The organism is Sphingobacterium sp. Lzh-3 (genome assembly GCF_046764375.1).
GTDB lineage: Bacteria > Bacteroidota > Bacteroidia > Sphingobacteriales > Sphingobacteriaceae > Sphingobacterium.
Genome location: NZ_CP177226.1, coordinates 5532314 through 5558181, shown reverse-complemented (window position 1 = coordinate 5558181; position 25868 = coordinate 5532314). Strand labels below are relative to the sequence as shown.

The 25868-nt window shown below is 40.5% G+C and carries 16 protein-coding genes; 7 read left to right on the top strand and 9 right to left on the bottom strand.

Annotated features, from left to right (window positions below; genetic code table 11):
• Positions 1-263 precede the first annotated feature (263 nt).
• From ACLCDV_RS23440 to ACLCDV_RS23410, 7 genes are all read left to right on the top strand, one after another.
• Positions 264-3392: a SusC/RagA family TonB-linked outer membrane protein gene (locus tag ACLCDV_RS23440; protein WP_411972373.1), complete on the top strand. Its 3129-nt coding sequence runs from the start codon at positions 264-266 to the stop codon at positions 3390-3392.
• A 30-nt stretch (positions 3393-3422) separates the two neighbouring features.
• Positions 3423-5501 carry a RagB/SusD family nutrient uptake outer membrane protein gene (locus ACLCDV_RS23435; RefSeq protein ID WP_411972372.1) on the top strand — a complete coding sequence of 693 codons (2079 nt, stop codon included), beginning with the start codon at positions 3423-3425 and terminating at the stop codon, positions 5499-5501.
• A 198-nt stretch (positions 5502-5699) separates the two neighbouring features.
• Complete coding sequence (locus ACLCDV_RS23430; protein WP_411972371.1) at positions 5700-6761, top strand: glycoside hydrolase family protein; 1062 nt, start codon at positions 5700-5702, stop codon at positions 6759-6761.
• A 132-nt stretch (positions 6762-6893) separates the two neighbouring features.
• Positions 6894-8294, top strand: a complete 1401-nt coding sequence (locus ACLCDV_RS23425; RefSeq protein ID WP_411972370.1) for a glycoside hydrolase family 28 protein — start codon at positions 6894-6896, stop codon at positions 8292-8294.
• 117 nt (positions 8295-8411) lie between these two features.
• The gene (locus ACLCDV_RS23420; protein WP_411972369.1) at positions 8412-11999 is read left to right on the top strand and encodes a DUF4450 domain-containing protein; all 3588 of its coding nucleotides are present in this window, start codon (positions 8412-8414) and stop codon (positions 11997-11999) included.
• A gap of 76 nt (positions 12000-12075) precedes the next feature.
• A complete protein-coding gene (locus ACLCDV_RS23415) occupies positions 12076-14232 on the top strand; it encodes a hypothetical protein (RefSeq protein WP_411972368.1) in 2157 nt (718 codons plus the stop codon).
• A gap of 252 nt (positions 14233-14484) precedes the next feature.
• Positions 14485-15522 carry a GntR family transcriptional regulator gene (locus ACLCDV_RS23410; protein ID WP_317669408.1) on the top strand — a complete coding sequence of 346 codons (1038 nt, stop codon included), beginning with the start codon at positions 14485-14487 and terminating at the stop codon, positions 15520-15522.
• A 198-nt stretch (positions 15523-15720) separates the two neighbouring features.
• Here the strand turns inward: ACLCDV_RS23410 and ACLCDV_RS23405 are convergent, their stop codons facing one another.
• The 9 genes from ACLCDV_RS23405 to panC form a co-directional block, all read right to left on the bottom strand.
• Complete coding sequence (locus ACLCDV_RS23405) at positions 15721-16293, bottom strand: DUF4136 domain-containing protein (RefSeq protein ID WP_317669409.1); 573 nt, start codon at positions 16291-16293, stop codon at positions 15721-15723.
• A 281-nt stretch (positions 16294-16574) separates the two neighbouring features.
• Positions 16575-18218, bottom strand: coding sequence for an NAD+ synthase (locus tag ACLCDV_RS23400; RefSeq protein ID WP_286850870.1), 1644 nt, complete (start codon positions 18216-18218; stop codon positions 16575-16577).
• Between the two features lie 1014 nt (positions 18219-19232).
• Positions 19233-19829 carry an FKBP-type peptidyl-prolyl cis-trans isomerase gene (locus ACLCDV_RS23395; protein WP_411972367.1) on the bottom strand — a complete coding sequence of 199 codons (597 nt, stop codon included), beginning with the start codon at positions 19827-19829 and terminating at the stop codon, positions 19233-19235.
• A gap of 200 nt (positions 19830-20029) precedes the next feature.
• Positions 20030-20716: an FKBP-type peptidyl-prolyl cis-trans isomerase gene (locus ACLCDV_RS23390; RefSeq protein ID WP_411972366.1), complete on the bottom strand. Its 687-nt coding sequence runs from the start codon at positions 20714-20716 to the stop codon at positions 20030-20032.
• Positions 20717-20791: 75 nt separating this feature from the next.
• Positions 20792-21259 (bottom strand): thioredoxin family protein, encoded by a 468-nt coding sequence (locus ACLCDV_RS23385; protein ID WP_317669413.1) that lies wholly within the window; start codon positions 21257-21259, stop codon positions 20792-20794.
• A gap of 14 nt (positions 21260-21273) precedes the next feature.
• Entirely contained in the window at positions 21274-23610 is a 2337-nt protein-coding gene (locus ACLCDV_RS23380) for a TonB-dependent receptor (RefSeq protein ID WP_411972365.1), read from the bottom strand.
• A gap of 376 nt (positions 23611-23986) precedes the next feature.
• The gene (locus tag ACLCDV_RS23375; RefSeq protein ID WP_411972364.1) at positions 23987-24349 is read right to left on the bottom strand and encodes a hypothetical protein; all 363 of its coding nucleotides are present in this window, start codon (positions 24347-24349) and stop codon (positions 23987-23989) included.
• Between the two features lie 119 nt (positions 24350-24468).
• Entirely contained in the window at positions 24469-24819 is a 351-nt protein-coding gene (gene panD / locus ACLCDV_RS23370; protein WP_088163054.1) for an aspartate 1-decarboxylase, read from the bottom strand.
• Between the two features lie 44 nt (positions 24820-24863).
• Complete coding sequence (panC, locus tag ACLCDV_RS23365) at positions 24864-25724, bottom strand: pantoate--beta-alanine ligase (RefSeq protein ID WP_411972363.1); 861 nt, start codon at positions 25722-25724, stop codon at positions 24864-24866.
• Positions 25725-25868 lie beyond the last annotated feature (144 nt).

Sequence of the window (25868 nt, the reverse complement as noted above, 5' to 3'; positions counted from 1 at the left end):
CTTTAGCATTTAAGGGCGATTTTTTTATTTTTGGCGCCAGCTAATGACAGGATTGAACAGGATGGTTATTACAAATCATCCTGTTACTTTTAACCAACATTATAAGCCTAAGGGGAAATCTGATTATTTTTTTAAGCCAGTCGTCCTATAAAGCAATAAGTAAAGATCATACAACATTTTCATTATCTCGTATAATGAAAACCGATTTTCACTACCGAAGATCAACAAGGGAAAGAATAAAATAATACCTAAATAATACTTTAATGATAAACTATTTAACAATTAGGTTTGATCATCATGTAAAGAAGTACACTTTTTTGCTATTTATGGCGATGCTGTGCACCTTGAATTTATTTGCTCAAACCGCTAGGACTGGAAAAGTAAACGATGAAAAAGGTTTGCCTATCCAAGGTGTAACTGTACAGGTAAAAGGCAAAACTATGACGGCAAAGACCAATGCCGATGGGTCATTTACCATCAATGCACTGCCATCGGATGTATTGGCCTTCAGAAGCCTTGGTTTCGAATCCCAAGAAATTTCTGTGGGCAGTCAAAATAACTTCAATATAGTTCTTGCACAAAAGGTTGATGTCATGGACGAAGTCGTGGTGGTTGGTTATGGCACGATGAAAAAGAAGGATGTGACGGGTTCAATTGCCAGTGTGGGTGAGAAAGAACTGAAGGCAATGCCTGTGAAAGATGCATTGCAGGCAATGCAGGGTAAGGTGGCTGGTGTTGATATCACTTCGAACCAACGTCCGGGAACAACCGGTAGTATAACGATAAGAGGTGTACGATCGATCACTGCAGATCAGGGACCACTGTATGTAGTCGATGGGATGGTATTACAGGCCGGTGGCATTGACAATATTAATCCGAGTGATATAGAGACCATTGATGTCTTAAAAGATGCTTCTGCAACCGCTGTGTATGGTTCGCGTGGTGCAAACGGCGTTGTTTTGGTGACGACCAAGCAGGGTAAAAAAGGTCGCCTAATGTTGAATTATGCAGGTACAGCGACATTTGAAAAAATGTATGATGTCACAGAGTACATGGATGCTGCGGAGTGGTTGGATTATGCGCGTTTGGCGAAATTCGGAACGACGACACCAGATTATGCAAAGGATTTTTCTAGATGGGGATCTGTAGCTGCCTCATGGGCAAATATTGCTAAAGGTTGGACTAATAACAATACCGTATGGGATCCAAGCTTAGTCGGTAATTACGATTGGGCAGATCTTGGACGTAAAAATGCCTTATCTACCGAACATACTTTAAGCGTCTCAGGTGGAGGGGAAAACTCCAAAGGTTATGGTTCTTTTGGTTATCTCAAGCAAGATGCTACACAACCCGGTCAGAAATTTAATCGCTATACTTCAAAAGTAAGTTTTGAAGCTACACCAACAAAATGGTTTACCATGGGAGCTTCAATAAACACATTCTTCTCCGATCAAGATTATGGCTATAATTTCTCTAAATCTGTAACAGGTGCAGGTGACTATTACAGTGCTTTACGAGGTATGTTACCTTGGACAGTTCCTTATGATGACAACGGAAACTATCTGAGAAATCCTGCTGCGGGTGATATCAATATCATCAATCCAATTAATGAATTGGAATATAATACCAATCAACGTCAGACTTTTGGTGCGAATGGTAGTTTCTTTAGCCAATTGGATTTTGGGCAGATTTATGAACCATTGAAAGGTTTAAAATATCGGGTGCAATTTGGACCTGAATTTAGATATTACCGGTTGGGTTTAGCAAATGCAGCCGAGGGAATAAATGGTGATGGAAATAATGCGGTGACTTATTCAACAAACCGCAATTTAGCTTGGACTTTAGACAATTTGATCTATTACGACCGCGATTTTGGAACGGATCACCACCTTGGTATAACCTTGTTGCAGAGTTCTTCCAAGTATAATTCTGAATCAAGTAATATGAAAGCCACGGATGTGTATAGCGCAGAAGAATTATGGTATAATATAAATTCAGGAGGTTTTATCGGCAGTTGGGGAACGGGCTTATCTGAGCGACAAATGGAATCCTATATGGCACGTGTAAATTATAGCTATAAGGACCGTTATATGTTGACTGCTTTTGTGCGTTGGGATGGATCTTCGGTATTGGCACCGGGGCATCAATGGAGCTCATTTCCTTCCGTAGCTGCATCATGGCGCATTGACCAAGAAAATTTTATGAAAGACGCTCGCTTTGTCAATACACTAAAATTGCGTTTGGGAGCTGGTATTGTTGGTAATGCCGCAATTGGACCTTATCAAACGAAAGGATTATTGACCCAAAATTTTTACAACTGGAGCGCGACGAATTCAACACCAGGATATGTTGCCTCTGATCCTTCAGCTGCTAATCCGCAAAAAATGGCCAATCCAGAATTAGGCTGGGAGCGTACGACCCAATATAATTTGGGTATAGATTATGGCTTTCTAAATAACCGAATCAGCGGTGCTTTAGACATGTATAAAACGAAGACGAATGATCTGTTATTGGCCATGACGCTAAACTCTGTTTTAGGCTATGGGGCCACAATGGCAAATGTTGGTAAGACTTCAGGCTGGGGGATTGACCTTCAGATCAATACTGTCAATGTTAAGAATGATAACTTCCAGTGGAATACGACTTTAACTTGGTCCAAAGACAAGAATAAAATACTCGAATTAAATAACGGACGAAAAGAAGATTTAACCAATAACTGGATTGTTGGTCAGGAGATTCAAGTCCCTTATGATGTGGTTTACGATGGTATTTGGAAAACCTCAGAAGCAGAGGAGGCTAAAAAATATGGCGCTAAACCCGGACAGATTCGTGTGAAGGATATTAGTGGTCCCGATGGTGTGCCTGATGGCAAAGTCGATCGCAATTATGATCGACAAGTGTTGGGATCCTATCGTCCAAAATGGTCTGGCGGGATTATGAATACATTCACCTACAAAAACTTTGACTTATCTTTCTTTATTTTCTCGCGTTGGGGACAGACCATAAACGCCGGAGCTGCTACTTTGGATGGTCGTTATATGCAGCGCAAATTGGACTACTTTATTCCGGGCGTTCATGAAGATGCTGAATATTATCAGCCAGGCTCAAATGGTGAAGCGGCAGATCCTTGGAACTCTTCCATGAATTACCGTGACGGATCATTTATCAAACTAAGAAATGTAAGTTTAGGTTATAATTTTCCGAAAACAAAATTACAAAAACTTGGCATCAGTAATTTTAAGGTTTATGCACAGATCATGAACCCGGCGATGTTGTATTCAAAAGTGGATTTTCTAGATCCAGACTTAGCAAGTTATAATAATAATACAACGCAAGCCGGCTCCGCCATCACCACAAGAGGAGCTGTGATCGGCGTGAACATAGGATTTTAAGCAGCAAAAGGATTTAAAAAATTGACTCTCATGAAAAATTATAAAATATTAGTTGCTTCAATGTTAGGTGCGGCAGGATTATTAGTATTGAACGCCTGTAGTAAAGACTTTTTGAAAGAGGAGCAGATTACCATACCGGATACAGACTATTTTAAAACTCAGGCAGGGCTAGATGATTTAGCAACAGGTGTTTACTCCAAATTGAAATTTAAATATAATTATACCTGGGGGATGGCCCTGTTCAATCTAGGTGTAGATGAGTTTACGGATGCAAATAATGCTTCCCCAAGCTTTAATAGTTATAGTATGGATCTTAATCCTGCTGAATCAACTTATGGAGGTGGAAATATTCAGCCGGTGTTTGATAACATGTATAGCGGTATCGAATCGGCCAATACCCTGATTCAAAACGTACCCTTATATTATGATAAATCCAATGCCAATTATAATACACGTCTTGGCGAGGGATACTTTATGCGGGGATATTTCTACTTACAGTTGATTGTACAGTTTGGAGGTGTCCCCCTGAAATTGACCCCGACCGAAAAGGTTGAATCCTATTTTACTAGAGCTTCTGAAGATGCTTGTTTTGCACAGGCCATAGCGGATCTTGAGCAGGCTTATACGTTGTTGCCGGCTTCGGCGACAGAATTTGGGCGTGTAACAAAATCAGCTGCAGCACACTACATTGCTAAAGCACGATTGACTCGATCGAGTGAGCTATATGCCGCTTGGAATTCAAAATATACCGCGGAAGACTTAGATGCTGTCATCAAATATGGAACGGAGGTCGTGGCGGCACACCCCCTGGTAGATGATTACGTAAAACTATGGGATTATCAAAAGGCCAATAGTGCTAACGAAAAAGTCTCGGAGGTTGTTCTGTCGGCACAGTTTTCGGACGACCAGGCAACCTGGGGACGTTATGGAAATCAGATCCATCTTTACTACCCTGCTGTTTATCAAGATTTAGGCGGAACAAGCCGCGATATCTCCGGCGACCGTGAATTTTCTTATGCACGTACCACAAATTATACGCTGGATGTATTTGACAGGGTGAATGATTCACGTTTCTGGAAATCCTTTATTACGATGTATGGTGCCAATAATACCGCTAATGCCCCTGTCTGGACTGCAGCTAATGCATCGCTTGGGCCTGAAGGAACTGTTGTTGGAACGAAGCGATTTAAAGGTGGAGAGCTGGGTATTAAATACATTGTCAACAACGCTGGTGATACACGTTACAAAGCAGTGGCCGGTGATGCAACAGGAGTTCTTAAAAATGGCGTGATGCAGAACCCGCATACTTTTGTACGTTACTTTCAGGGAGAACCTCAAGCTTGGGTGGGTCAACATGGAAATAACGGATACTTTGGTGTTCAATCACGTTATGTGGCGCTTTCGAAGTTCAGAGATGGCTATCGGGTTAGTATAGCGTCTGCCAATGGTACGCGAGATGTTATTATGGCGCGCTCGGCGGAAGATGTCTTAATGGTGGCCGAAGCCTATATCCGCAAGGGGGAGGGCCAATATGCCAATGCTATACAGTGGATCAATAAATTGCGCAGTCGTGCTGGCTATAAAAATGGTGAAGACCGAGCGAAGAATGTCGACGGCGGACAAGCCTACAAGAATAATTCCTATGCTGTTGGAAAGGGCGGCGGCTTTTCTGCGGAAGGAGCAATCTATTGGGAAGGAAACTCATACTACGAATCCAATAATGATATTGCGAAAACTACGGCCTCTTCCGAAACACAGATGCTGATCAATTCTGTCGCTGACATTTATAATTCAGCAGTTGATGCGCCGATCTACGAGAAATTGGGGGCAACAAGCAATGCACAGAAAATGATGGCATTTTTGTTGAATGAACGCACACGTGAATTGTGCGGTGAACTTTACAGATGGGAAGATTTGGCGCGCACCAAAACATTGGAAGCGAGATGGAAAGCCTTTAATGATGGTTATGTACGCGGGAATACAGTCTTTAGTCCAAATACACATTACTATCGACCGATTCCGCAATCTTTCTTGGATGCAACAACCAATGAAAGCGGTGCCGCATTGACGCCTGCAGAAAAACAGGCTATGCAAAATCCAGGCTATTAATTTTTGATGGTAATAAACGTGAACCTGACCTACCTGTTCTGAATGGAATGGGTAGGTTTTTTTTTATCAAAATGTAAGCGATTGCAGGATAGCGCAGGATAGGGAATATTGCTAGTTTTGGTATCTTTCGGTTTGATTCTCATTACATTGGGAATCGGAATAAACCAAATTATAGATCAACGGAAGGGAAATGTTCACATGGATAGAAGAGTCTTCTTAAAATCAAATGCATTTTTGTGGGCGATGATGGTGTTACCTTTAGATACGGCAGCTAAAAAGGGTATACTGGAGTCTCCTTATTTTAAATTGAAACCGATTGGAAGATCCTTACAATTGGTAGATTACTTTATTTGGTGCTCATCTCCGATTTGGGGCGACGATGGTAAGGTTCATCTTTTTTATTCACGTTGGCGAAAGGAAAAAGGGATGGGTGGCTGGATCAAAGGTTCCGAGATAGCGCACGCAGTTGCTGATTCTCCCTATAAAACATTCCAACATAAAGATGTTGTTCTACAACCTCGAGAAGGATTTTGGGATAGTACCACCTGTCATAATCCACTGATAAAAAAGATAGCGGATACGTATTATCTTTTTTATATGGGAAATTCCAACGGAAAGACAGATACCAAAAGGATAGGCGTAGCAACGGCGAAAAACCTGGATGGACCATGGAAACGGCAGGATAATCCAATCTTATTGCCTGGCGTGGAGGGGGCATGGGATGATCATTGTACCACAAATCCTGCATTTCTAAAAGGTAACGATGGTAAATTTTGGTTGTATTATAAATCTTGGAATACTGCTGAATATCTGCGGGATAAAGGTCCTGTTAGAGGAAATCGAAAGTATGGATTGGCCAAAGCTGAACATCCCTTGGGACCATATGTGAAAGTATCAGAGCATCCGGTCATTGATTTTTCTGATCGTCCGCATAATGCACAGCTTGAAGATGCTTTCGTATGGAAACAGGATGAACAGTATTGTTTATTAGCAAGGGATATGGGGTTTTACAATCACGAAGATGGATTGATCTTAAAATCATCAGATGGCGTTAAATGGTCTGAACCGCAAGTGGCTTATCTAGGTTTATCGACCTATATTCAGGAACCGCCCCCACCAGCCAACTTGAAGCGCTTTGGCAGGCTTGAAAGACCTATGATCCTGATGGATGAAATAACGGATAAACCGCGTTTTCTTTTTGGGGCAACGCAGGGTGGTACAGCCGAAACCTCGACAGCCTTTGTATTTGAGATCGTGTGAAGAGAATGCCATAATCATGTTTATTCTGAGAAAATAACTGCAAGTTTTGCTTCTGTATTGGGAAGATCGATACAAGTGAGCTGAATTTGGCAGCTGATATAAACAAGTACAACCAGAAACAATTATAAGCCAATGAAAAAGATTTTTAGTATGCTCCTCGTCATTTTTGCATGCGTAGCAAGTCAAGCGCAACAAACATCCTGGACCAGTGCAAAGCAACCCTTAAAGGAAATTGAACAGCTTAAAAAGATCATTGTTGCTCCTACATTTGAAAAGAAAGATTATTCCATCGACGATTTCGGTGCTATTGGAGATGGCAGGACAAAAAATACTGTAGCCTTTAGAAAAGCAATTGAAACGTGCAATAGGCAGGGTGGAGGGCGCGTAATAGTCCCGAAGGGAGTCTATCTGACCGGTGCAATCTATTTGAAAAGCAACGTCAACCTTCATGTCAGCGAAGGGGCAACCGTACGCTTTAGTCGTGATAGTGCTGATTATCCGATAGTATTCACGCGTTGGGAGGGCATGGAATGCATCAATTTTTCTCCTTTCATCTATGCGTACAAAGAAGAGAATATTGCCATCACAGGAAAAGGATTGCTGGATGGAAATGCCGATAATGATCATTGGTGGTATTGGTGTGGTGCCCGAAAATATGGATGGCACGAAGGCCGCCCTGGAGAACAAAAGCCTGCCCGGGCAATTTTGCATCAGCAGATGGCTGAAGAGATGGACCCGTATAAAAGAGTATTTGGCGAGGGCAATTTTCTTCGCCCCAATTTTGTGCAGCCTTATTTATGCAAAAATGTCTGGATTGCTGACGTCAAGCTGATTAATTCTCCGATGTGGAATCTTAATCCTGTCCTATGTGAGAATGTATTGATTGAAGGTGTGAAAGTGGTGAGTCATGGACCTAATAATGACGGCTGCGATCCTGAAGCAAGTAAAAATGTATGGATCAGAAATTGTTATTTTGATACCGGCGATGACTGTATAGCTATTAAATCGGGAAGAGATGAAGATGGCCGCAATATTGGTCGACCTGCGGAGAATCATATCATCGAAAATTGTGAAATGAAAGATGGTCATGGCGGCGTCGTTATCGGTAGCGAAATTGCAGGCGGAGCCAGAAATATCTATGCACTCAACAATGTCATGGACAGTCCAAATTTGGATCGGGCGCTACGGATAAAAACCAGTTCGAGCCGAGGTGGGATCATTGAGAACGTTTTTTTTTATAACACGGAAGTGGGGCAATATAAGGAAGCGGCTGTACGATTTAATATGTTTTATGAAAAACCCGGAAAACATATTCCAACGATTCGCAATATCTGGGTCGAAAATCTCCATGTTAAAGGTGGTGGAAAGTATGCTGTGCTCTCCACGGCATACGAATCTTCACCTATAACCGATTTTACGATGGTCAATTGTAAAATTGATGGTGTAAAAGAAGCGTTTAAAGTTGATTACCTCAAGAATGTCTTGCTAAAAAATGTTATTGTCAATGGAAAAGAAATCAAGTCTTTCGATTAACGTAACACAACCATCGATGGTAACCATCGATGGAAAGTATAAACTCCAGTGACTAAGAAGTAGCTACCGGTCATTAAAAAGATCTGCACATAGCTAATTCATGAACTAATTATTGATATGATACGAAAGTATTTGATTTTTTGCGGCTTGCTAGTTGGGACTATCCTGGAGATAGCTGTTGCCCAGTCAAAACATTTGCAAGATAACGACCGTGTACTGCATTATACCGAGGATAAAGGAGATTTCTTACTGGTGAATGGAAGATATCGATTTAATCGTGCTCTTTATGGTAATAACCTGGCATCCCGAGTAGAAGCAGGCGATTTACCTGAATTTGCATTGTACATGCCGGGGATGGCAGGGAACTTACAGTTTGTTCTCAGCAATAAGCAGCAGCGAAAAAAAGTGATTGATGCCGATCATATTGAGACAAGGTATCGACCCGGAGCGATGTATTATCGCATCAAAGATGCCTTACTTGGAAATGGTTATATCGATATCGTTGTGATGGCGCAGGCCGATGCCGAAGGGATGATCGTAAAATTACAGGCGGCGAATACTAAACCGGATACACATCTTTACGCTGTCTATGGGGGAGCTAGCGGAAAAACATTCAGTAGAAATGGCGACATAGGCGCAGATCCAGAATCGGGGTTTTATCTTCTTCCTGCATATTGTGAACAGAATCAATATACACTGGAAAAAAATAGTTTTGGACTTAAGTATCAAAATAAGAAAAATGAGCCCCAATTTATTCAGGGTAGTTTTTCAGGACTCTCAGCACTACGGATGTCAGATGCTACCGTTTTGGATGATCTCTCTAATCTGACGAAAACGGAGAATAAGGGTAGTCCTATCCTTGTCGGGAAATTTATGCTGACTAAAAAATCAAGTTATATTCAAATCGCTAAAGGGAAGCGTTCTGCTGCGGAATTTTCTGAAGGCTCATTGGAAAAGATTTATGAGCTAGCGGATCAGAAAAGGGTTTCGCTGGCTAGTCGGGTTAAAATAAACACACCGGATCGATACATCAATAATTTGGGGGCAGCGCTTTCGGCAGCTGCTGATGGAATTTGGGAATCGCCTACTTTCTTGCATGGAGCTGTGGCATGGCGTATGCGTTTGAATGCTTGGCGGGGAGCTTACACCGCAGATGTATTGGGATGGCATGACAGAGCGAAAGAACATTTTTCGAGTTATGCAAATTCGCAGGTTAGAGAACCCGCTGCTGGACGGGTGGTGATGGATACAACTTTGCACTTAGCTCGACATTTGGAAAAAATGGGTACTTCTATGTTTTCAAGCGGCTACATTTCTCGGAATCCAAATAATAATACGGTACCCCATCACTACGATATGAACTTGGTCTTTATCGATCAATTGTTGTCACATTTTAATTATACAGGGGATGTTGCTTATATCAAAGAGATGTGGCCAACGCTGACTCGGCATCTCAACTGGGAAAAGCGAAATTTCGATCAGGACAATGATGGCTTATACGATGCCTATTGTGCAATATGGGCAAGTGATGGTTTACAATATTCCGGTGGCGCGGTCACGCACACAACCGCCTATATGTACCGTGCCAATCAAATGATGGCCAAACTCACAAAGGTAATAGGTGAGGATGCGACGCCCTACCAACAAGAAGCAAATAAGATTCAAAAAGCGCTAAAAGATCGACTTTGGTTGCAAAAGAAAGGTCATTTTGCCGAGTTCCAGGATGCGCTTGGCAATCAGCTTATACACGAAAATGCGGGTTTGTGGACCATTTATCATGCCGCAGACGCTGCTATCCTGGATGATTTTGAAAGCTACCAAAATCTCCAATATGTAACTAACTATTTGCCAAAGATTCCTATTCGTGTCAAAGGACAGGAACAGCATGACCTGTATACATTGCCGACGACGACATGGCAGCCTTACACTTGGTCGGTCAATAATGTTGCTTTGGCAGAGAATCTACAGACAGCATTGGCCTATTGGCAATCTGGTCGGGCGGATGATGCCTATCAGCTCTGGAAAAGTAACCTCATGGAAAGTATGTATCATGGGATCAGTCCCGCCAACTTTCAGCAGCTTTCCCACTATGATGCATTTAGAGGCGAATTATACCGTGATTTTGCCGACCCGATCGGTGTAGCATCTCGTACATTAGTCGAAGGATTATTTGGCGTGCATCCACGTCTACTGGACAAACAATTGTTTCTTAAACCTGGTTTCCCATCGACATGGAATTTTGCACAGATTGAAATGCCGGAATGGAGTTATACGTATAAGAAAACTAAAACTGCTGTTACATTTCAGATTAACACGCGTTATGCGATGCCCGTAAAACTTGCTTTGGAAGTTCCCGTAGATTTTACCCAGGTGAGTGCTGTTAAAGTCAATGGAAAAGAAGTCAAGTGGTCATTAAAATCTTCCGCTATAAATGGGGCATGTATTGTTGTTGAATCTGAAGCTGAGCGGAATTTCGACATCAGGATAATAGGGGATGGTAAACTCGAAAAGATGGATACCAAAAATGTGGAGCAAGTTTACACCGATCAATGGGCTTTCCCCTTACCTGCTAATACCCAATTGTTGGAAAGCTACGATCCTCAAGGAATTATCCAAAAGAAAGCCGGTCACAAATTTTCTTTTGTCCAGCATGAGCGGGTAGGAACCTTTTTCGTGAAGCTTCAACAGGGAGCTATGGTTTGGTGGCAGGCAGTTGATATTCGGCTATTACCGCCTGTAAATTCAACTATTCTGCGTAAAGAGCTAAACTATTTTTTGACGGTGGAAAACCGTTCTGCTCAGCCACAACAACTGGTAATTGATCATCAGGATTTTCAAACAGCCTTCAGCTTGAGATCAGGAGAAATAAAGAAATTGGAACTTCCCATCAATATCTTTTCAAAGGGAACAAATCGCGTTAATCTGGTTGTGGGAACTTATCGCCAAACAGTAGATTATATCGATTGGAATATCGATGATAAACCTGATTTTTTAGCGGAAAATTTATCGAGTTATTACAACGCGCGTTTGACGGATATCTTCCAACAGAAATACCTTTCGCCAAGACCGGAAGGGCCAACCTTGCAGCTGCCTTGGCAGGGAATAGGCAATTGGTGTTATCCATTGACGACGGCAAATATTGACGACAGGGGAATCATGAAAAAAGGCAAGCAAGGGGATCTAATATACCTAGGTATTCCGTTTCAGCTAAAAAATGACTCCAAAAATGTGGTCTTTGTCAGTCAGTGGGATAATTATCCAAAAAGCGTCAAAATACCTTTAGCCGGCCAGGCCAGCAAAATGTATCTCTTGGTCGCCGGTTCAACAAATCCGATGCAATCCCAGCTTATCAACGCCAAGATTAAGGTCAATTATACTGATGGAACTTTTGATACGTTAGACCTCATTAACCCTTTCAACTGGTGGCCTATCGAACAGGATTACCTCGATGATAATCACGCTTTTGAACTCCCCGATGAACGAATTCCTTACCGAATCAGTCTGAAGTCTGGAGAGCTTTATAAGGGCGGAACCTGGAGTCATTATACCAATATCAAGGGGTATAGCAATCGTGCCCTTGATGGTGGAGCAGCTTCATTATTGGATTTGCCTCTAAACAATAAAAAGAAACTTCAATCAGTAGAGCTTATCGCCGTAGCAAACGATGCGGTCATCGGTCTGATAGGTCTCACTTTAATGCGATAGATAAATTGAGAATGTACTCCGGAATTTCCGGAGGAATCTTGAACACGAATATAGTATGCATAAAAATCCAATATAGATGAAAAAGAAGTTTAGTATTATTTTCACTTTCCTTGTAAGTGTTTTAAGTCCTATGTTAGTCCTAGCGCAACAAGGAGCCAAAATTAATCGGGAAAATGTCGTTAAAAGGCACAATGTCTCCAATCACACCATGGATACATTAGCTTCGCTCACAGTCGGTAATGGTACCTTTGCCTATACGGTCGATGCTACAGGAATGCAGTCTTTTCCCATTTATTATAAAAATGGGATTTCCTTGGGAACACAGTCAGAGTGGGGATGGGATTCCTTCCCCAATACAAAGAACTATAAATTCGAAGAAACATTAAAATCCTACGACTTTAACAGCGAAGGGCGGAACGCGCAATATAGTATCCAATTGAAAGAACCGGAACGCAATGCAGAAGCTGTAAACTATTTTAGGGAAAATAAACACCGTCTGCAATTGGGTAATGTGGGCTTGGAACTTTATTTGAAAAACGGGCAACGGGCAACGGCACAACATATCCAGGCTATTCGACAGGAGCTGAACCTTTGGACGGGTATTATCACAAGTGAATTTCAAATTGAAGGAGAACCTGTCTCTGTAAAAACCACATCGTATCAAAGCAGTGACCGCGTTGCAGTACATGTCGCTTCACCATTGATTGCACAGCAAAGGCTGAAAATATTTGTACACTATCCTTACCCAAGCGGAAAATTTTTGGATGAAGGTACCAACTATGATCAGGTGAATGATCATAAAACAACGATCGTAGCTCAATCTGCACATGTTGCAGTGATAAATCATCAGTTGCAGGGAGCCAGTTACTTTACACAATTGGATTACTCACAGGGAACTTTAAAAAATACGGCTTCACACTATTTTGTGTACCAACCAGCTCCTGAGGTCAAAGAGTTTGATTTTTCATTTGCATTTGCGCCCACAAACAACTTTGATAAGAAGAGGATCCAGTATATGGATGCAGCAGGTGAAAGTGCAAGGTCCTGGAAGCATTTTTGGGAAAGTGGTGCTGCGGTTGACTTTGCGGGTAGCACAGATCCAAGAGCCAGTGAGTTGGAAAGAAGAGTTGTACTCTCTCAATATCTGACAAAAGTGCAATGCGGAGGAAGTAATCCACCCCAGGAAACAGGTCTCACTTTTAATAGTTGGTATGGAAAGCCACATACGGAAATGCATTGGTGGCATGCTGTGCATTTTGCATTATGGGGACGTCCTGAAATTATGGAAAAAACATTGGATTATTATTTTAGGACCTTTGAAAAAGCGAGAGAACTCGCAAAACGACAGGGCTATCAAGGGGTTAGATGGATCAAAATGTCCGATAACGAAGGGAATGAAAGCCCCTCATCGGTAGCTGCATTTTTAGTTTGGCAACAGCCACATATTATCTATATGACCGAACTGGCCTATCGGGACAAAAAGGATCTCGCTGTCTTAAAAAAATATAAGGATCTCGTATTTGCCACAGCTGATTTCATGGCCGACTTTGCACATTATGATCAGGCAACCGGTCGCTATAATGTAGGCAAGGGAGTTATTCCTGCACAAGAAGTTTTCAAGGCTTCCGAGACGATGAACCCGACGTATGAGGTCGCCTATTGGGATTGGGCACTTCGTATAGCGCAACAATGGAAGGAGCGTCTGGGAGAACCAAGAGTGACCAAATGGGATCAAGTTATTGAAAAACTGGCCCCCTTACCAAGTAAGGACAACATCTACTTGGCCACTGAAACTGCTCCCGATTCTTATACGTACGATCGTTGGATGACGGACCATCCCGCGGTACTCGGTGCATTAGGGATGGTTCCTGAATCACCGAAGCTAAATAAAGCGGTGATGAAAAACACACTGGATGTCGTTTGGGAGAAATGGCATTGGGAAAAGACCTGGGGGTGGGATTTTCCCATGACGGCTATGAATGCTGCTCGTCTGAATCTTCCCCATAAAGCGCTGGATGCATTATTTATGAATGTCCAAACCAATACCTATCTCAAAAATGGACATAATTATCAAGATGAACGCCTGCGGATCTATTTACCAGGCAATGGTGGTGTGCTCACGACCGTAGCGATGATGCTTGAAGGGTGGGACGCTTCCAACAGTGATTTACCAGGGTTTCCAAAAGATGGCTCATGGGTTATAAAAAAAGAAGGATTTAAAAAAATGCCCTAATATAGGCAACCGAACACCCTCATCCTAAAATTGAACTGTCCATTGAAAAATAGCAGTACAGTACAGGATGATGAAATCGGACACATTTTATAGTATTGTAATAACCAATATAAACAGGTATAACCCCAGCTTTTGTTCATGAGCTTGATCATTGTTATGAATATATATATCATTTATGTTTTTTGGTATTCGCTCTTTCCTATTAAATATTTATAAACAAATCGTTAATTTTATAATTAATAAAATCTAACAATGACCAATTCCGTAAATCAATTTTTAAAAACTTTAGAAATTAGCGATTTTTCTGCCACACCTAAGTATTTGCAATTAGCAAATACAATTATCGATGCTGTTAAAAATGAAACATTGGTCAGAGATGATATGCTCCCTTCTATTAATGAGCTCAGTGCATATCTGGAAATATCACGTGACACTGTAGAAAAAGCATACCGCTACCTTAAGAAAAATGAAATTATAGCATCTAACCCCGGAAAGGGGTATTATGTGAATAAAACGGATGTCGAATCCAAACTTAAGATAGCACTCTTTCTAAACAAACTAAGTGCCCATAAAAAGATAGTATATGATTCCTTTGCAAAAGAGCTGAGTGATTATGCCAACCTGGATCTATTTGTATACAATTCAGACCTATCGTATCTGAATACATTGTTGGGAAGCTTAACGAAAACATATGACCACTATGTTCTATTCCCCCATTTCAAAGAGGGAAGGGACAAAGCGCCGGATATCATTCGTAAGATTCCAGCAGAGAAACTCATGTTATTGGGTAAGTTCATCGAAGATGTGCCCGGAGATTTTCCTGCAGTCTACGAAAATTACGAACATGATATTTACTCCGCATTGGAGGAAGCTAATGAAGTGCTGAGTAAGTACAAAAACTTAAAACTTGTATTTCCTGACTATAGTGATTTTCCAAAAGCTATTATTAAGGGCTTTTATAAGTTTTGTCAACAATATGCTTTTGAACACGAGCTCGTATCCGACATTGATGAAGAGAAAGTAGAGAAAGGAACATGTTACATCAATATTATTGAAGATGATCTGGTGAAATTGTTGAACAAGGTTATTCAGAAAAAACTGGTTATAGGAAAAGATGTTGGTATCATTTCCTATAATGAAACTCCATTGAAAAAGTTTATCCTGAATGGTATTACAACAATATCAACTGATTTTGAAATGATGGGAAGAATGGCTGCTGAGTTGATTATCAATAAATCTAAAGATCGCGTTGAAGTGCCATTCTACTTGAAACTAAGACCTTCTGTTTAATGCTAATGCGCTCCTATGTCAAGGTACAGATGATCATGAAGCGCATATTGGTTCTTCATGTTTCAGCAGGCGAGCGGGCGGTAGTGAACGGAAAAGACGATTCTTTTACTTGAGGAACAGGCTAATAGAAAAAGCAAAAGGCTGATCTACTTAAATAAATCAGCCTTTTGCTTGTATAATTACTATTGAAAACTTCGTTTATTTCTTTAAGGTCTTCACAGGAAACAGATCAATAACACCTTTTGCAACTTTGCTGATATTATTAATTGCTTTTTCTGGGTTATCAACATCGCCCGAACCACGTGCCTGCCAAATTACTGAATTTGTTTTACGATCGATGGCTTCGATGATCAAATGGCCGTAGCGATAGCGTTCTTTTGCAACTGGATAATAACCGCCGCCATAGTAATATGGTGAAAACCATGGACGGTACCAGCCCCAAGGGCCTCCCCATCCGTAATAACCACCGCCGCCATAGACCAGACGGCTTTTATTATTGACAATGGTAATATATCGAAATAGTAAATCAGGATTATCTTTAGAATATTGTAAGCCCTTTGCCTCCAATGCAGTATTCGCGGCATCCAGGATATTGGTTTTAGCGATATCGTTGTCAAAATAAGACTTCGAAAGCGAGTCTACCGGAGGTAGCCAAGCATAGGTCTTGAAAGGAGTAAAATCCATCTTTTCTACCCGAGTGGTATTGTATTGATAAGACGAACATGATGCGAGTGCAACGCAAAGCACCAAAAATAATAGAATCTTTTTCATCGTAGTAATTTATTTATCAACTGTGATGAATCTACCATGAGTATATTGTCGCTACATTCAGCAGTACACTCATGATGGTTCATGGCCTATATGGAACTTATATTTATTTAACTAATTTGTTTTTATTCTTTATCCGCATACCTTTCAATTGTAAAAATAGTACAGTTGACGGTCTTCATGGCAATTGTTTTTCACCGTCCGGGATGCTACCATCCGCTTTAATTTTACAATCTAATACTTAGACAAAAAACTATAAATATGGTTTAATCCGAATTGTAAAATTAATAGGGATATTTTGCCACTAACGGAATCTGTCTTCCCGGACCGAATGCTTTTGGACTAATACGCAGGATCGGAGGAGCTTGAAAACGTTTGAATTCAGCATTATTAACCAATTTACATACCCTTTCTACTAACGATTTTTCAAAGCCCATTGCTACAACCTCAGATCCTGCTTTCTCATTTTCGATGAGTTCAAAGAGGATTTGATCCAATAGATCGTATTCCGGTAGCGAGTCCGAATCTTTCTGATCGGGTCGAAGTTCTGCAGAAGGCGCTTTTTCAATGGTATTGACTGGAATGATCTCCCTTTCTCGATTGATGTAGCGCGCTAAATCATAGGCTTTGGATTTGTAGACATCACCGATTACAGAGATGGAACCTGCCATATCACCATAGAGTGTACCATATCCTACAGCAGCCTCACTTTTGTTGGATGTATTGAGTAAAATATTGCCGAATTTATTGGAAGCGGCCATCAGAATTACCGCACGTGCGCGCGCTTGAATATTCTCTTCAGTCGTATCTGGCTGTAGCCCTTCAAAAAGAGGAGCTAAACTATGTTCGAAGGCATTGGCAATATCTTTGATCGGAACGATATAATGTTTGCAACCGGTATTGTTGACGAGATCCATTGCATCTTTTATCGAATGGTCGGAAGAGTAAACCGATGGCATCAGTATGGCTAATACATTATCAGCACCTAGCGCTTCACAGGCTAAAGCGGCAACTAAGGCCGAATCTAGCCCGCCGGACAGACCTAAAACCGCCTTCTTGAAACCGGATTTTTGAAAATAATCACGTAGTCCAAGGATCAATGCATCATGTATAAGAGCCATCTCAGCAATAGACTCTTTCGAAGATGCTGTGGTGGAGGTTATATTTTGTTGATGATAGGTGACAAATTGAAGATCTTCTTCAAAGCTTTTTAGCTCAGCAATTTTTGTTCCTTCATTATTCAGGGCGATTGAGCGGCCGTCAAAGATAATATCCATGTGAGCGCCAATTTGATTGACATAAATTAGCGGTCTTCCAGACTTTTTTACCTGTTGGCTGAGGACCTTGATCCGTTCATCAAAATGCGTATAGGAAAAAGGGGATGCCGCAATGTTGATGAGAAGGTCTGGATTTTCTTTTCTCAACTCTGCCATGGGGTCACCAACGTAAGAATTGCCCCCTTCGTCATCATCCCACAAATCTTCGCAAATGGTTAAGGCAATTTTTACACCGTTCAACTCGATACAATCAAAACGTCTGCTAGGCTCAAAATAACGATATTCATCAAATACATCATAATCGGGCAAGAGGCCTTTTTTAACAATGTTTCGGACTTCCCCATGCTCAATAAATACGGCCGTATTATAAAGCTCTTTGCCCTCAGGATCACTGTTTTTGACCGGTGCTCCGATGATACAGGCGATATCCTGACAATGAGCAGCGATTTGATGAATAGCTTCATCGCATTGACGTTTAAAGGCCTTACTTCGCAAAAGATCCTTGGCAGGATAACCACCGATGGCGAGTTCGGCGAAAATAATAAGGTCGGCTGTTGCTTCTTTGGCCTGTTGGATCGCGCTAATTATTTTTTTGGTATTTGCTTCAAAATTACCGATATGGTAATTCAATTGTGCTAAAGCTATTTTCATATGCTATTAATCGTCTAACTAAATAAGATACCAATTGCTATAGGATCTTCTCACAAATTTATTTCTTTTTTTTGATACTCAGACCGCCCTTAGTCGAATAAAAGCGCTAAATTATCTTCCGATCAATTGAAGGACATTGTATTACCAGCTATGGCCTGTAAGTGGAATGAATGCAAAGTGAGTCCATGTTGAGTTCATCTTTTGAGCTGCTCTCATTGTAGACGCATATTTTTACAACGGTGAAAGATATTGAATGTGCTAAATTGTTTTAACATAATTTTAACAACGTTAAATGCTGTTAAATTTCTTGACATGAAAGCAGATCTGTAGTACCTTTGATATATCAAAAGAAACGAAAGATATTAAAAACAATATATAAAGAACTTTTCATAATTTAGGTTAATAATTGGTTAGGTAAAGCTCGGAGTTCCCCACTTCGAGCTTTTATTTTTTCTAGCAACCTGTTTCAAGTCATGTATCAATTTCCTTCTGTATTTAATTAATTTAAAGTGTTGTTTAGGCATTATACTATTGCCACATAACAGCGATCTTTTTGTTCCATAAGTCTAACTCCTTTCCTTTTTTCTCTTTTATTTTTTTTTGCAGAACATTAGGATTAAATAGTGATCAAATTAATCCTTTAGACAGTGCTTGTTCAGTGCTCGTTCAGTGCTTGCTCAGTGAAGACTGAACAACTAGTGACTGATCACTGTCTAAAAATTGGTTAAAAATTGTTATTAGGTAAAAGAGGATGTTAAAATATTTCCGTTTTAATTGTCAACTTACTTTTAAGTTTTTAGATCATTTTGCTAGCATTAATACTATCGAACATATAATCGTTATTTATTATTTTGAAGAGATTGCGGGAGCATATTTCCCTGTAGAGAAGGGCCGAGTCGATGTGATGTGTGATACTGTGAAGGTCTTTAGTTGAAAACCTCATTAAACTAAAAACTCCTAAAATGACGTCATTTTAGGAGCTTTTATGCTTTATTGCTTCAAAAGGAGCGATAATTATTTGATATCCGTTACTTCAATGACAAAATCCAATGGCGAGTTTGCCGGAATAGTTCCCACAGCCTGGTTTTGGTATCCATAAAGGGAAGGTGCCATGATGTGAATTTTACTGCCCTTTTGTAGACCTTTTTCCGTTAAGCCGCCTAATTTCATGTCACCGATTTTTTGCGGTGCAAATGCGAAGGTCCAAGCAGGAATAATATTCGAGTCATAAAATGGATATTGATAACCTGTGTTTGTTCTAATCTCAAATTCTATCGCTGTGTCAGTTTTGTCAAATACATTTCCGTTCAATAATTTTCCGACATATTTTACAGTCGGTTTATATTTTAAATATTTGCCATTTAATGTATCAGTCAGTTTATAAACATATTCTCCTGTTCCTTCGGCAAGAATTTCATACCAAATTCCCGTTTCGCTGTTGTATTGCGCAGCAGGGTAATTTTGGCTAACATAATTTTTAAGTGTTACAGAATCCGTTTTAAATTGTGCATTCGCATCATAAACCGGCGCATCGTCGCTTTTGTTACAGCTGACAATAAGGAAAGCGATTGCTGCAAATCCCATGAATAGTGGTGATAACAGTTTTTTCATTATATTTTTTATTGGTTTTTCAAGGAAGCTATTTTCTTTATGAAAGTAGCTTTGCAAATGTATATTATTTTTTCTTCGTTAAAGGTTTTCGCTATAACAATTAACATTTTGATACAGTAATTTACACTTCTGAACGTGTACTTACAAAAAAGCCATTCTCACGAGGAAAATGGCTTCGATGAATGCATTGTTTGTATTTCTTAGTTGGAAGTAGCGGCTCCAATAGTTAACAATTCGATTGTATATACGACAGGTGTGTTTTTAGGTACAGTTACTTTCTCGCTTCCTTTTGTGTATTCAGTTTGATCAAAAGTATAATAAGAAGGTGCAATGAAAGTGATTTTATCTCCCTTTTGAAGCCCTTTTGGAAGTAAGCCGTGTGGGTAGTAATCTCTTCCGTCCTGTTTAATTACTGGAGGAGTAAAAGCTCTCATCCATCCAACATTATAAATATCGATCGCTTTATATATGTTTGTATAAACAGCCGGTGTTCCTGCTGGATTTTTATCAAAAACTGTTCCATCCATTAGCTCTCCTTTAAAGTTGAAAGTTGCTGAAAATGGTGTAATCATAGGACCGTTATTTGTTAAAGTAATGCCGTATGTATAGGGTGTAGCTGTTTCTTTAGCATATTCTATTTTATACCAGATCCCTTTGGAAAGTGAAGAGTCCGAACGCATAGCAGCATCACCCCATTTTTGTTTTGCGTATGCCTCTAAAATTGGTGCTTGATCTTTGTATAAAGAATCCTGTCTTGCCTTTTCTTTTTTTATGGCTTCCTCTTGTTGTTTGTAATAAGCATCCCAATCAAAATTATCTTTATTACAAGCCGTAAAAAGAACCCCCAGACACAAAAACGCCATTAATAATTTCGTGATATTTTTCATAATTTCTTAAAGTGTGTATTAATTATAAAATCCAAAACGCAGGAATGATGGAATTCGCTACAAGTAAATGTTAAATTATTCTAAAAAAACAGCTAACTCCTTTGAATTCAGGTATTTTTGTTGTATACTTTTTAGGCGGAATTCACGATCAAAACGTAGGAGAGTTGGGAAGATCATTTTTCTCCCTTGTAGCAATTGCAAAGCTAAAGGATGGTATTGTCCTGTTTTTTTTCTTTTGCTTAAGGGCTTCCATATACTAAGGTCAAAAGCAATGTCTTGGATAGATTCTGCATCTAAATGAACGGCGTAATAGCGCTTGTTGATTAATTGGGCAATCTCCTTTTTTGTAAAGATTTCCTGTTCCATTTTCCGGCAATAGCTGCACCAATCTGTATGAATAAAGAGGAGTGTTTCGCGAGGGGAAACGGCCAAGAGTGAGTCCAGTTCCGTAAAATCAATCCAATTTATCCGCTCCTGTCCTTGAGAACAGAGCGGATAAAAGAATAGGATCAATAGCACATATATTTTTTGGAAATGCTTCATATCCCAAATCCATGTTAATGAAAATGACCAACACGAAGGCCAAATGTATAAGTTCGCGGGCGTGTTGGACCATAGATATAGTCTGAATCGCGGAGTGCTCCCTTGTCAAAATCTTTTTGGAAAGCATTGAACATGTTTTGTACACCACCAAAAATCTCAATGCTGAAATCTTTATGTATTGGAAAGGTATACCCTAAGCGGAGGTTCAGCTCCACAAAGTCCCGGGCATTTTTAAGGGTCATTACATCATTTTGGATGTGTGGAACAATCATCTTTCCCGTGTATACCCCTGTCAGATCGATTGCAAATTGCTTGGTCGCTTTCAGGTTGCTATTCATATAACCATAGATATTTGGCGTACGGACATATTTCTTAGTGAGGATATCCTGTCCATCTTCTTTTCCCTCATAGATGAGCTGGTCTTTCTTATAGCGAGAGCGCTGGATCGTCCCCCCGGTTTGAAAAGAAAACCAGGAGGATGGCGCGATATTGATTTCAATATTGGAACCGTACACCCTGGCTCCTTCACCATTTTGCATTTCCTGGATAATCAATCCATCTTTTTCGGACGCCATGACGTTGACAAACTGATTGTTTAGATCCGTGTAAAATCCCTCCACGAGCAAACTTGTTTGTACATTTCCAAAATTTTTATTGTAGCTAAAAGAGCCTGTATATGCATTGGAGTATTCTGTTTTCAGATTTTCACCGATCAATACAAATACTTGGTTTCCACCAATGGAAGTGACGTGCATGTCCTCATTAAATGCCTGGGGTGCACGGAAGCCCCGTGCATAACCGCCTCTAAATTGAAGGTCTTTTGTGATATCGTATAAGATGGTCAACCGTGGGCTAAAAGTGCCGAAGCGCTGATCCGAATTTCGGTCTATACCTGCAAGACTATATTTACCGTCAACGTAGGTATAATCATATCGTGCTCCGATTAACGTTTTAAAATTGCTTAAAGGCTTCCATTCGTATTGGGCATAACTGCCTAACCCTTTGTTCTGCTGATCAATGGTTCGTTTATATCCCGGTATTTCATCCTGGGTATTGTTGTATGAAAACTCCACTCCGGCAGTAAATACATCTCTTTCAAAGTTGTAGGTATATTGTCCTCCGGCGACTAGCGCAATATCATTTGTTTTGCCATAAGCATTTGCGGCTAATGTGCTGTCGGCAAGTGTTGTTCCACCTCCAAGACCGCCATAGTAGCTGTCGCGAACAGTTTTCTGCACAGAACCATACAACGATATTTTTTGCTTATAATCTGTGGAATAGTGATCGTATGTGATTCCGCCAACAAGCGAACTGGTTTCCAATTGCTCGGTAATCTGCGTCAGATGCGGTACTTTATCGAGTTGATCACCACCGCGGCGAAACTCATTTACGGTACTAAAATCAACCGTTATCTTATCCAGGTCACTCGGTTTATAAAATAATTTTGTGCCGAAGGTGGTGTTACGAAGTTTGGTTATTTCCGAAAATCCATCGCCATTGGCATCATAGGCTTCCCGATTACGGTGCATACCGTAGAATGTGGCTCCTCTTTTGAGGTCTTCCGAAACGGTGGAGGTATTAAAATCCACTGTATTATCCCAGCTTTTGCCGCCAATGAGTGAATTGGTGGATTTTACCTGCCAGTCGTTTTCTACAGGATCTTTTGTAATAATATTGATGGTTCCAGCGATCGCATTGGCACCAAATAATGCCGAACCACCGCTTCGCACAACCTCAATACGATCGATCATACTGGTTGGGATCTGATCCAGTCCGTACACGCTATTTAATGCGGAAAATACCGCTCTACTGTTGATCAATATCTGTGAATAGGGGCCTTCGAGGCCATTCAGGCGGACTTGTGAAAAGCCGCAATTCTGGCAATTGTTTTCTACCCGTACACCAGGCTGATAATTCAATGTTTCCGACATAGCAACAGATTGTGTCGCATTAAATAATTTTGGACCGATGACATTGACAACCACGGGGGCGTCCTTACGTTTGACGCCATAGCGTGTAGCCGAAACAACAACCTCATCCAAATTGAGGTTGTCTTCTTCCAGTTGAATTTGCAAAGGCGACTTCAACGTGTCTAAAGAGACGACTTTGCTGATGGAGCGATAGCCCACTGCCGATATATTTAAGGTTACTTTTTGCGTTTGTATTGCAGACAGCTTAAAGTACCCATCTGGATCAGATGTAGTTGCGAGCTTGCTGTTTTTTAAAGTCAGAGTACCAGAAGGAACCGCCTCATGGTTTTTGTTGAATAAGTAGCCTTCAAGTTTTGATTGGGCGTATATAGTGGATGTACCAGCCAGTAATGTGGCCAATAGCGTGTAGTGCTTTAGCATCGTAATTTTATGAAAATTTTAAAAATACAAGCCTCGTATAGCATGGTCTGTTCCTCGTTATGAACGGCGCTCAAGGCATTGCGTCTTATCGAAAGCAGGATAATAGCTTGTTTCCGACAAGTTAATGTATGCCAATGAGCTCACTGAAACCATAATGACAGTATTCAGCGAAGGTTTTCGCTATTGTAACAGGGACAATTCTCAAAGTAGAGGCAAATAAAAAAATGGGATCAAAGATGATTATCGATAGCGGTGTTTCATGCTGTCGTTCTGGAGCCAAGCGATTTAGCACATGCGTAATTTCTACTTGTTTGCGCCAAGTTCGTTTGATCGTTATGGAACTAGAAACAGGCTTTCGAAATCTTTGATTTTTGGTTTATGCTAAGCTGGGGGGACCACGTAAGTGGTAATGATCGATCGTTGTGCTGATCGCCTCCGGACAAAATGAATTATAATACTCTTCTTTTACTTCACGCGGAAGAGGAAGTTCAAGGACGGTAAATTCAGTTTGTACGTAGGTATTGTGATAGATGACATTGAGGTATTCGATTTGGTCATCTGTTTCTTGCGGCTTTTGTTTTTTTGTAAAATCATAAGGGTGGGTGTGCATGACAATTTCACCAGTCGATTTTACCTCTTTGTGCATGAAAACAACACCCGAAATAATAATCAGCGACATTAATACCAATTGGCATAATGCGATAAGCTGACGTGGGGATTTCGTTGTTTTTCGGTACATAAAAAAGCGCTACTTTTTAGGGTAACGCTTCAAAAATACGATTTTATTGTTGAGTATAGGTGAAATACCTATTAAAAAAATATAAAGTATCTAGTTGTGAAGTTTACAGATCTTCCTGATTATTTAATCAGATGATTGTTATCGTCCGGAAATACAACGGAAGGTTTGAACTGCTTAGCCTCCTCGAAATCCATGGTCGCGTAGGAAATAATGATGACGATATCGCCAACTTGAACCAGGCGAGCCGCAGCACCATTCAAACAGATAATACCTGATCCACGTTGACCTGGGATGACGTATGTTTCAAGACGGGCTCCATTATTGTTGTTTACGATTTGAACTTTCTCGTTAGCGATGATATTTGCGGCATCCATCAAATCTTCATCTATTGTGATACTACCCACATAATTCAATTCCGCTTGTGTGACTTTAACGCGGTGAATCTTGGATTTCATTACTTCTATTACCATGGCGCAAAGGTAGGGCTTTCTGCTGAATTTGAAAGATTTGTCAATTAATTTGACAAATTATTCAGAATCATATTATCAATCAAACGGACACCTTCAACCCAGGCCGTGACAAGTGCGACATGCTGCTTGCTGAAATCGATGTGGTTGATTTCTTTTAACGTTGAACTTTCACATAGCGCAAAGTATTCAACGCTAAGCCCATCGGTGTCTGTTAAAATCTGTAGGGCTTTGTCTTTTATTTCCGCTAGCGGGATAGGGTCATGTATATGATCTTTTACATATTGCAGGGAACGGGAGAGTGCCAAAGCCGTTCTTTTCCCAGCTTCACTTAAGCGCGCGTTTCTAGAGCTCAGTGCTAGGCCGTCTTGATCTCTAATGATAGGACATATCGCCAATTGAATCGGGAGATCCTTCATGGCTATCATGCGTTTGATAACCATGACCTGTTGAAAATCTTTTTGTCCGAAACACGCAATATCCGGTTGTACCAATGTAAATAATTTATAGACGACCTGGGTGACACCTTGGAAATGGCCAGGGCGTTTTTCACCTTCCCAAATTTGGTCCAGTTCGCCGAGATCGAGATGCCAGGCCTCATTTTTGTCGGGGTACATCTCATCAACGCTTGGTAAGAAAAGGATGTCGCAATCGACGGATTCCAGTAACCTGATGTCGTTTTCGATGGGCCGAGGATATTTTTCGAGATCTTTCGGATCGTTAAATTGTGTGGGGTTAACAAAAATGCTGCAAACACGAATATCACTGATTGGTTTTGCATAATTTAATAAGGATAAATGTCCTTCATGTAAAGCGCCCATCGTAGGGATTAGGGCGATTTTTTGACCTGTTGATCGGGCTTCTTGCAGGTATGCTTGGAGAGATGCTTTCGTTTTGAAAATTTCCACTTTGCTATTTAGTTTTTTGTTGGCAAAGGTGCATAATATTTTGGGAATATAAAACGATGATTAATAGTAAATTGCATAGTAAGTATTTTTTTCGTACCTTTGTAGACCGATTTTACTGTTCGAAAATAATAAATAAAAATAACT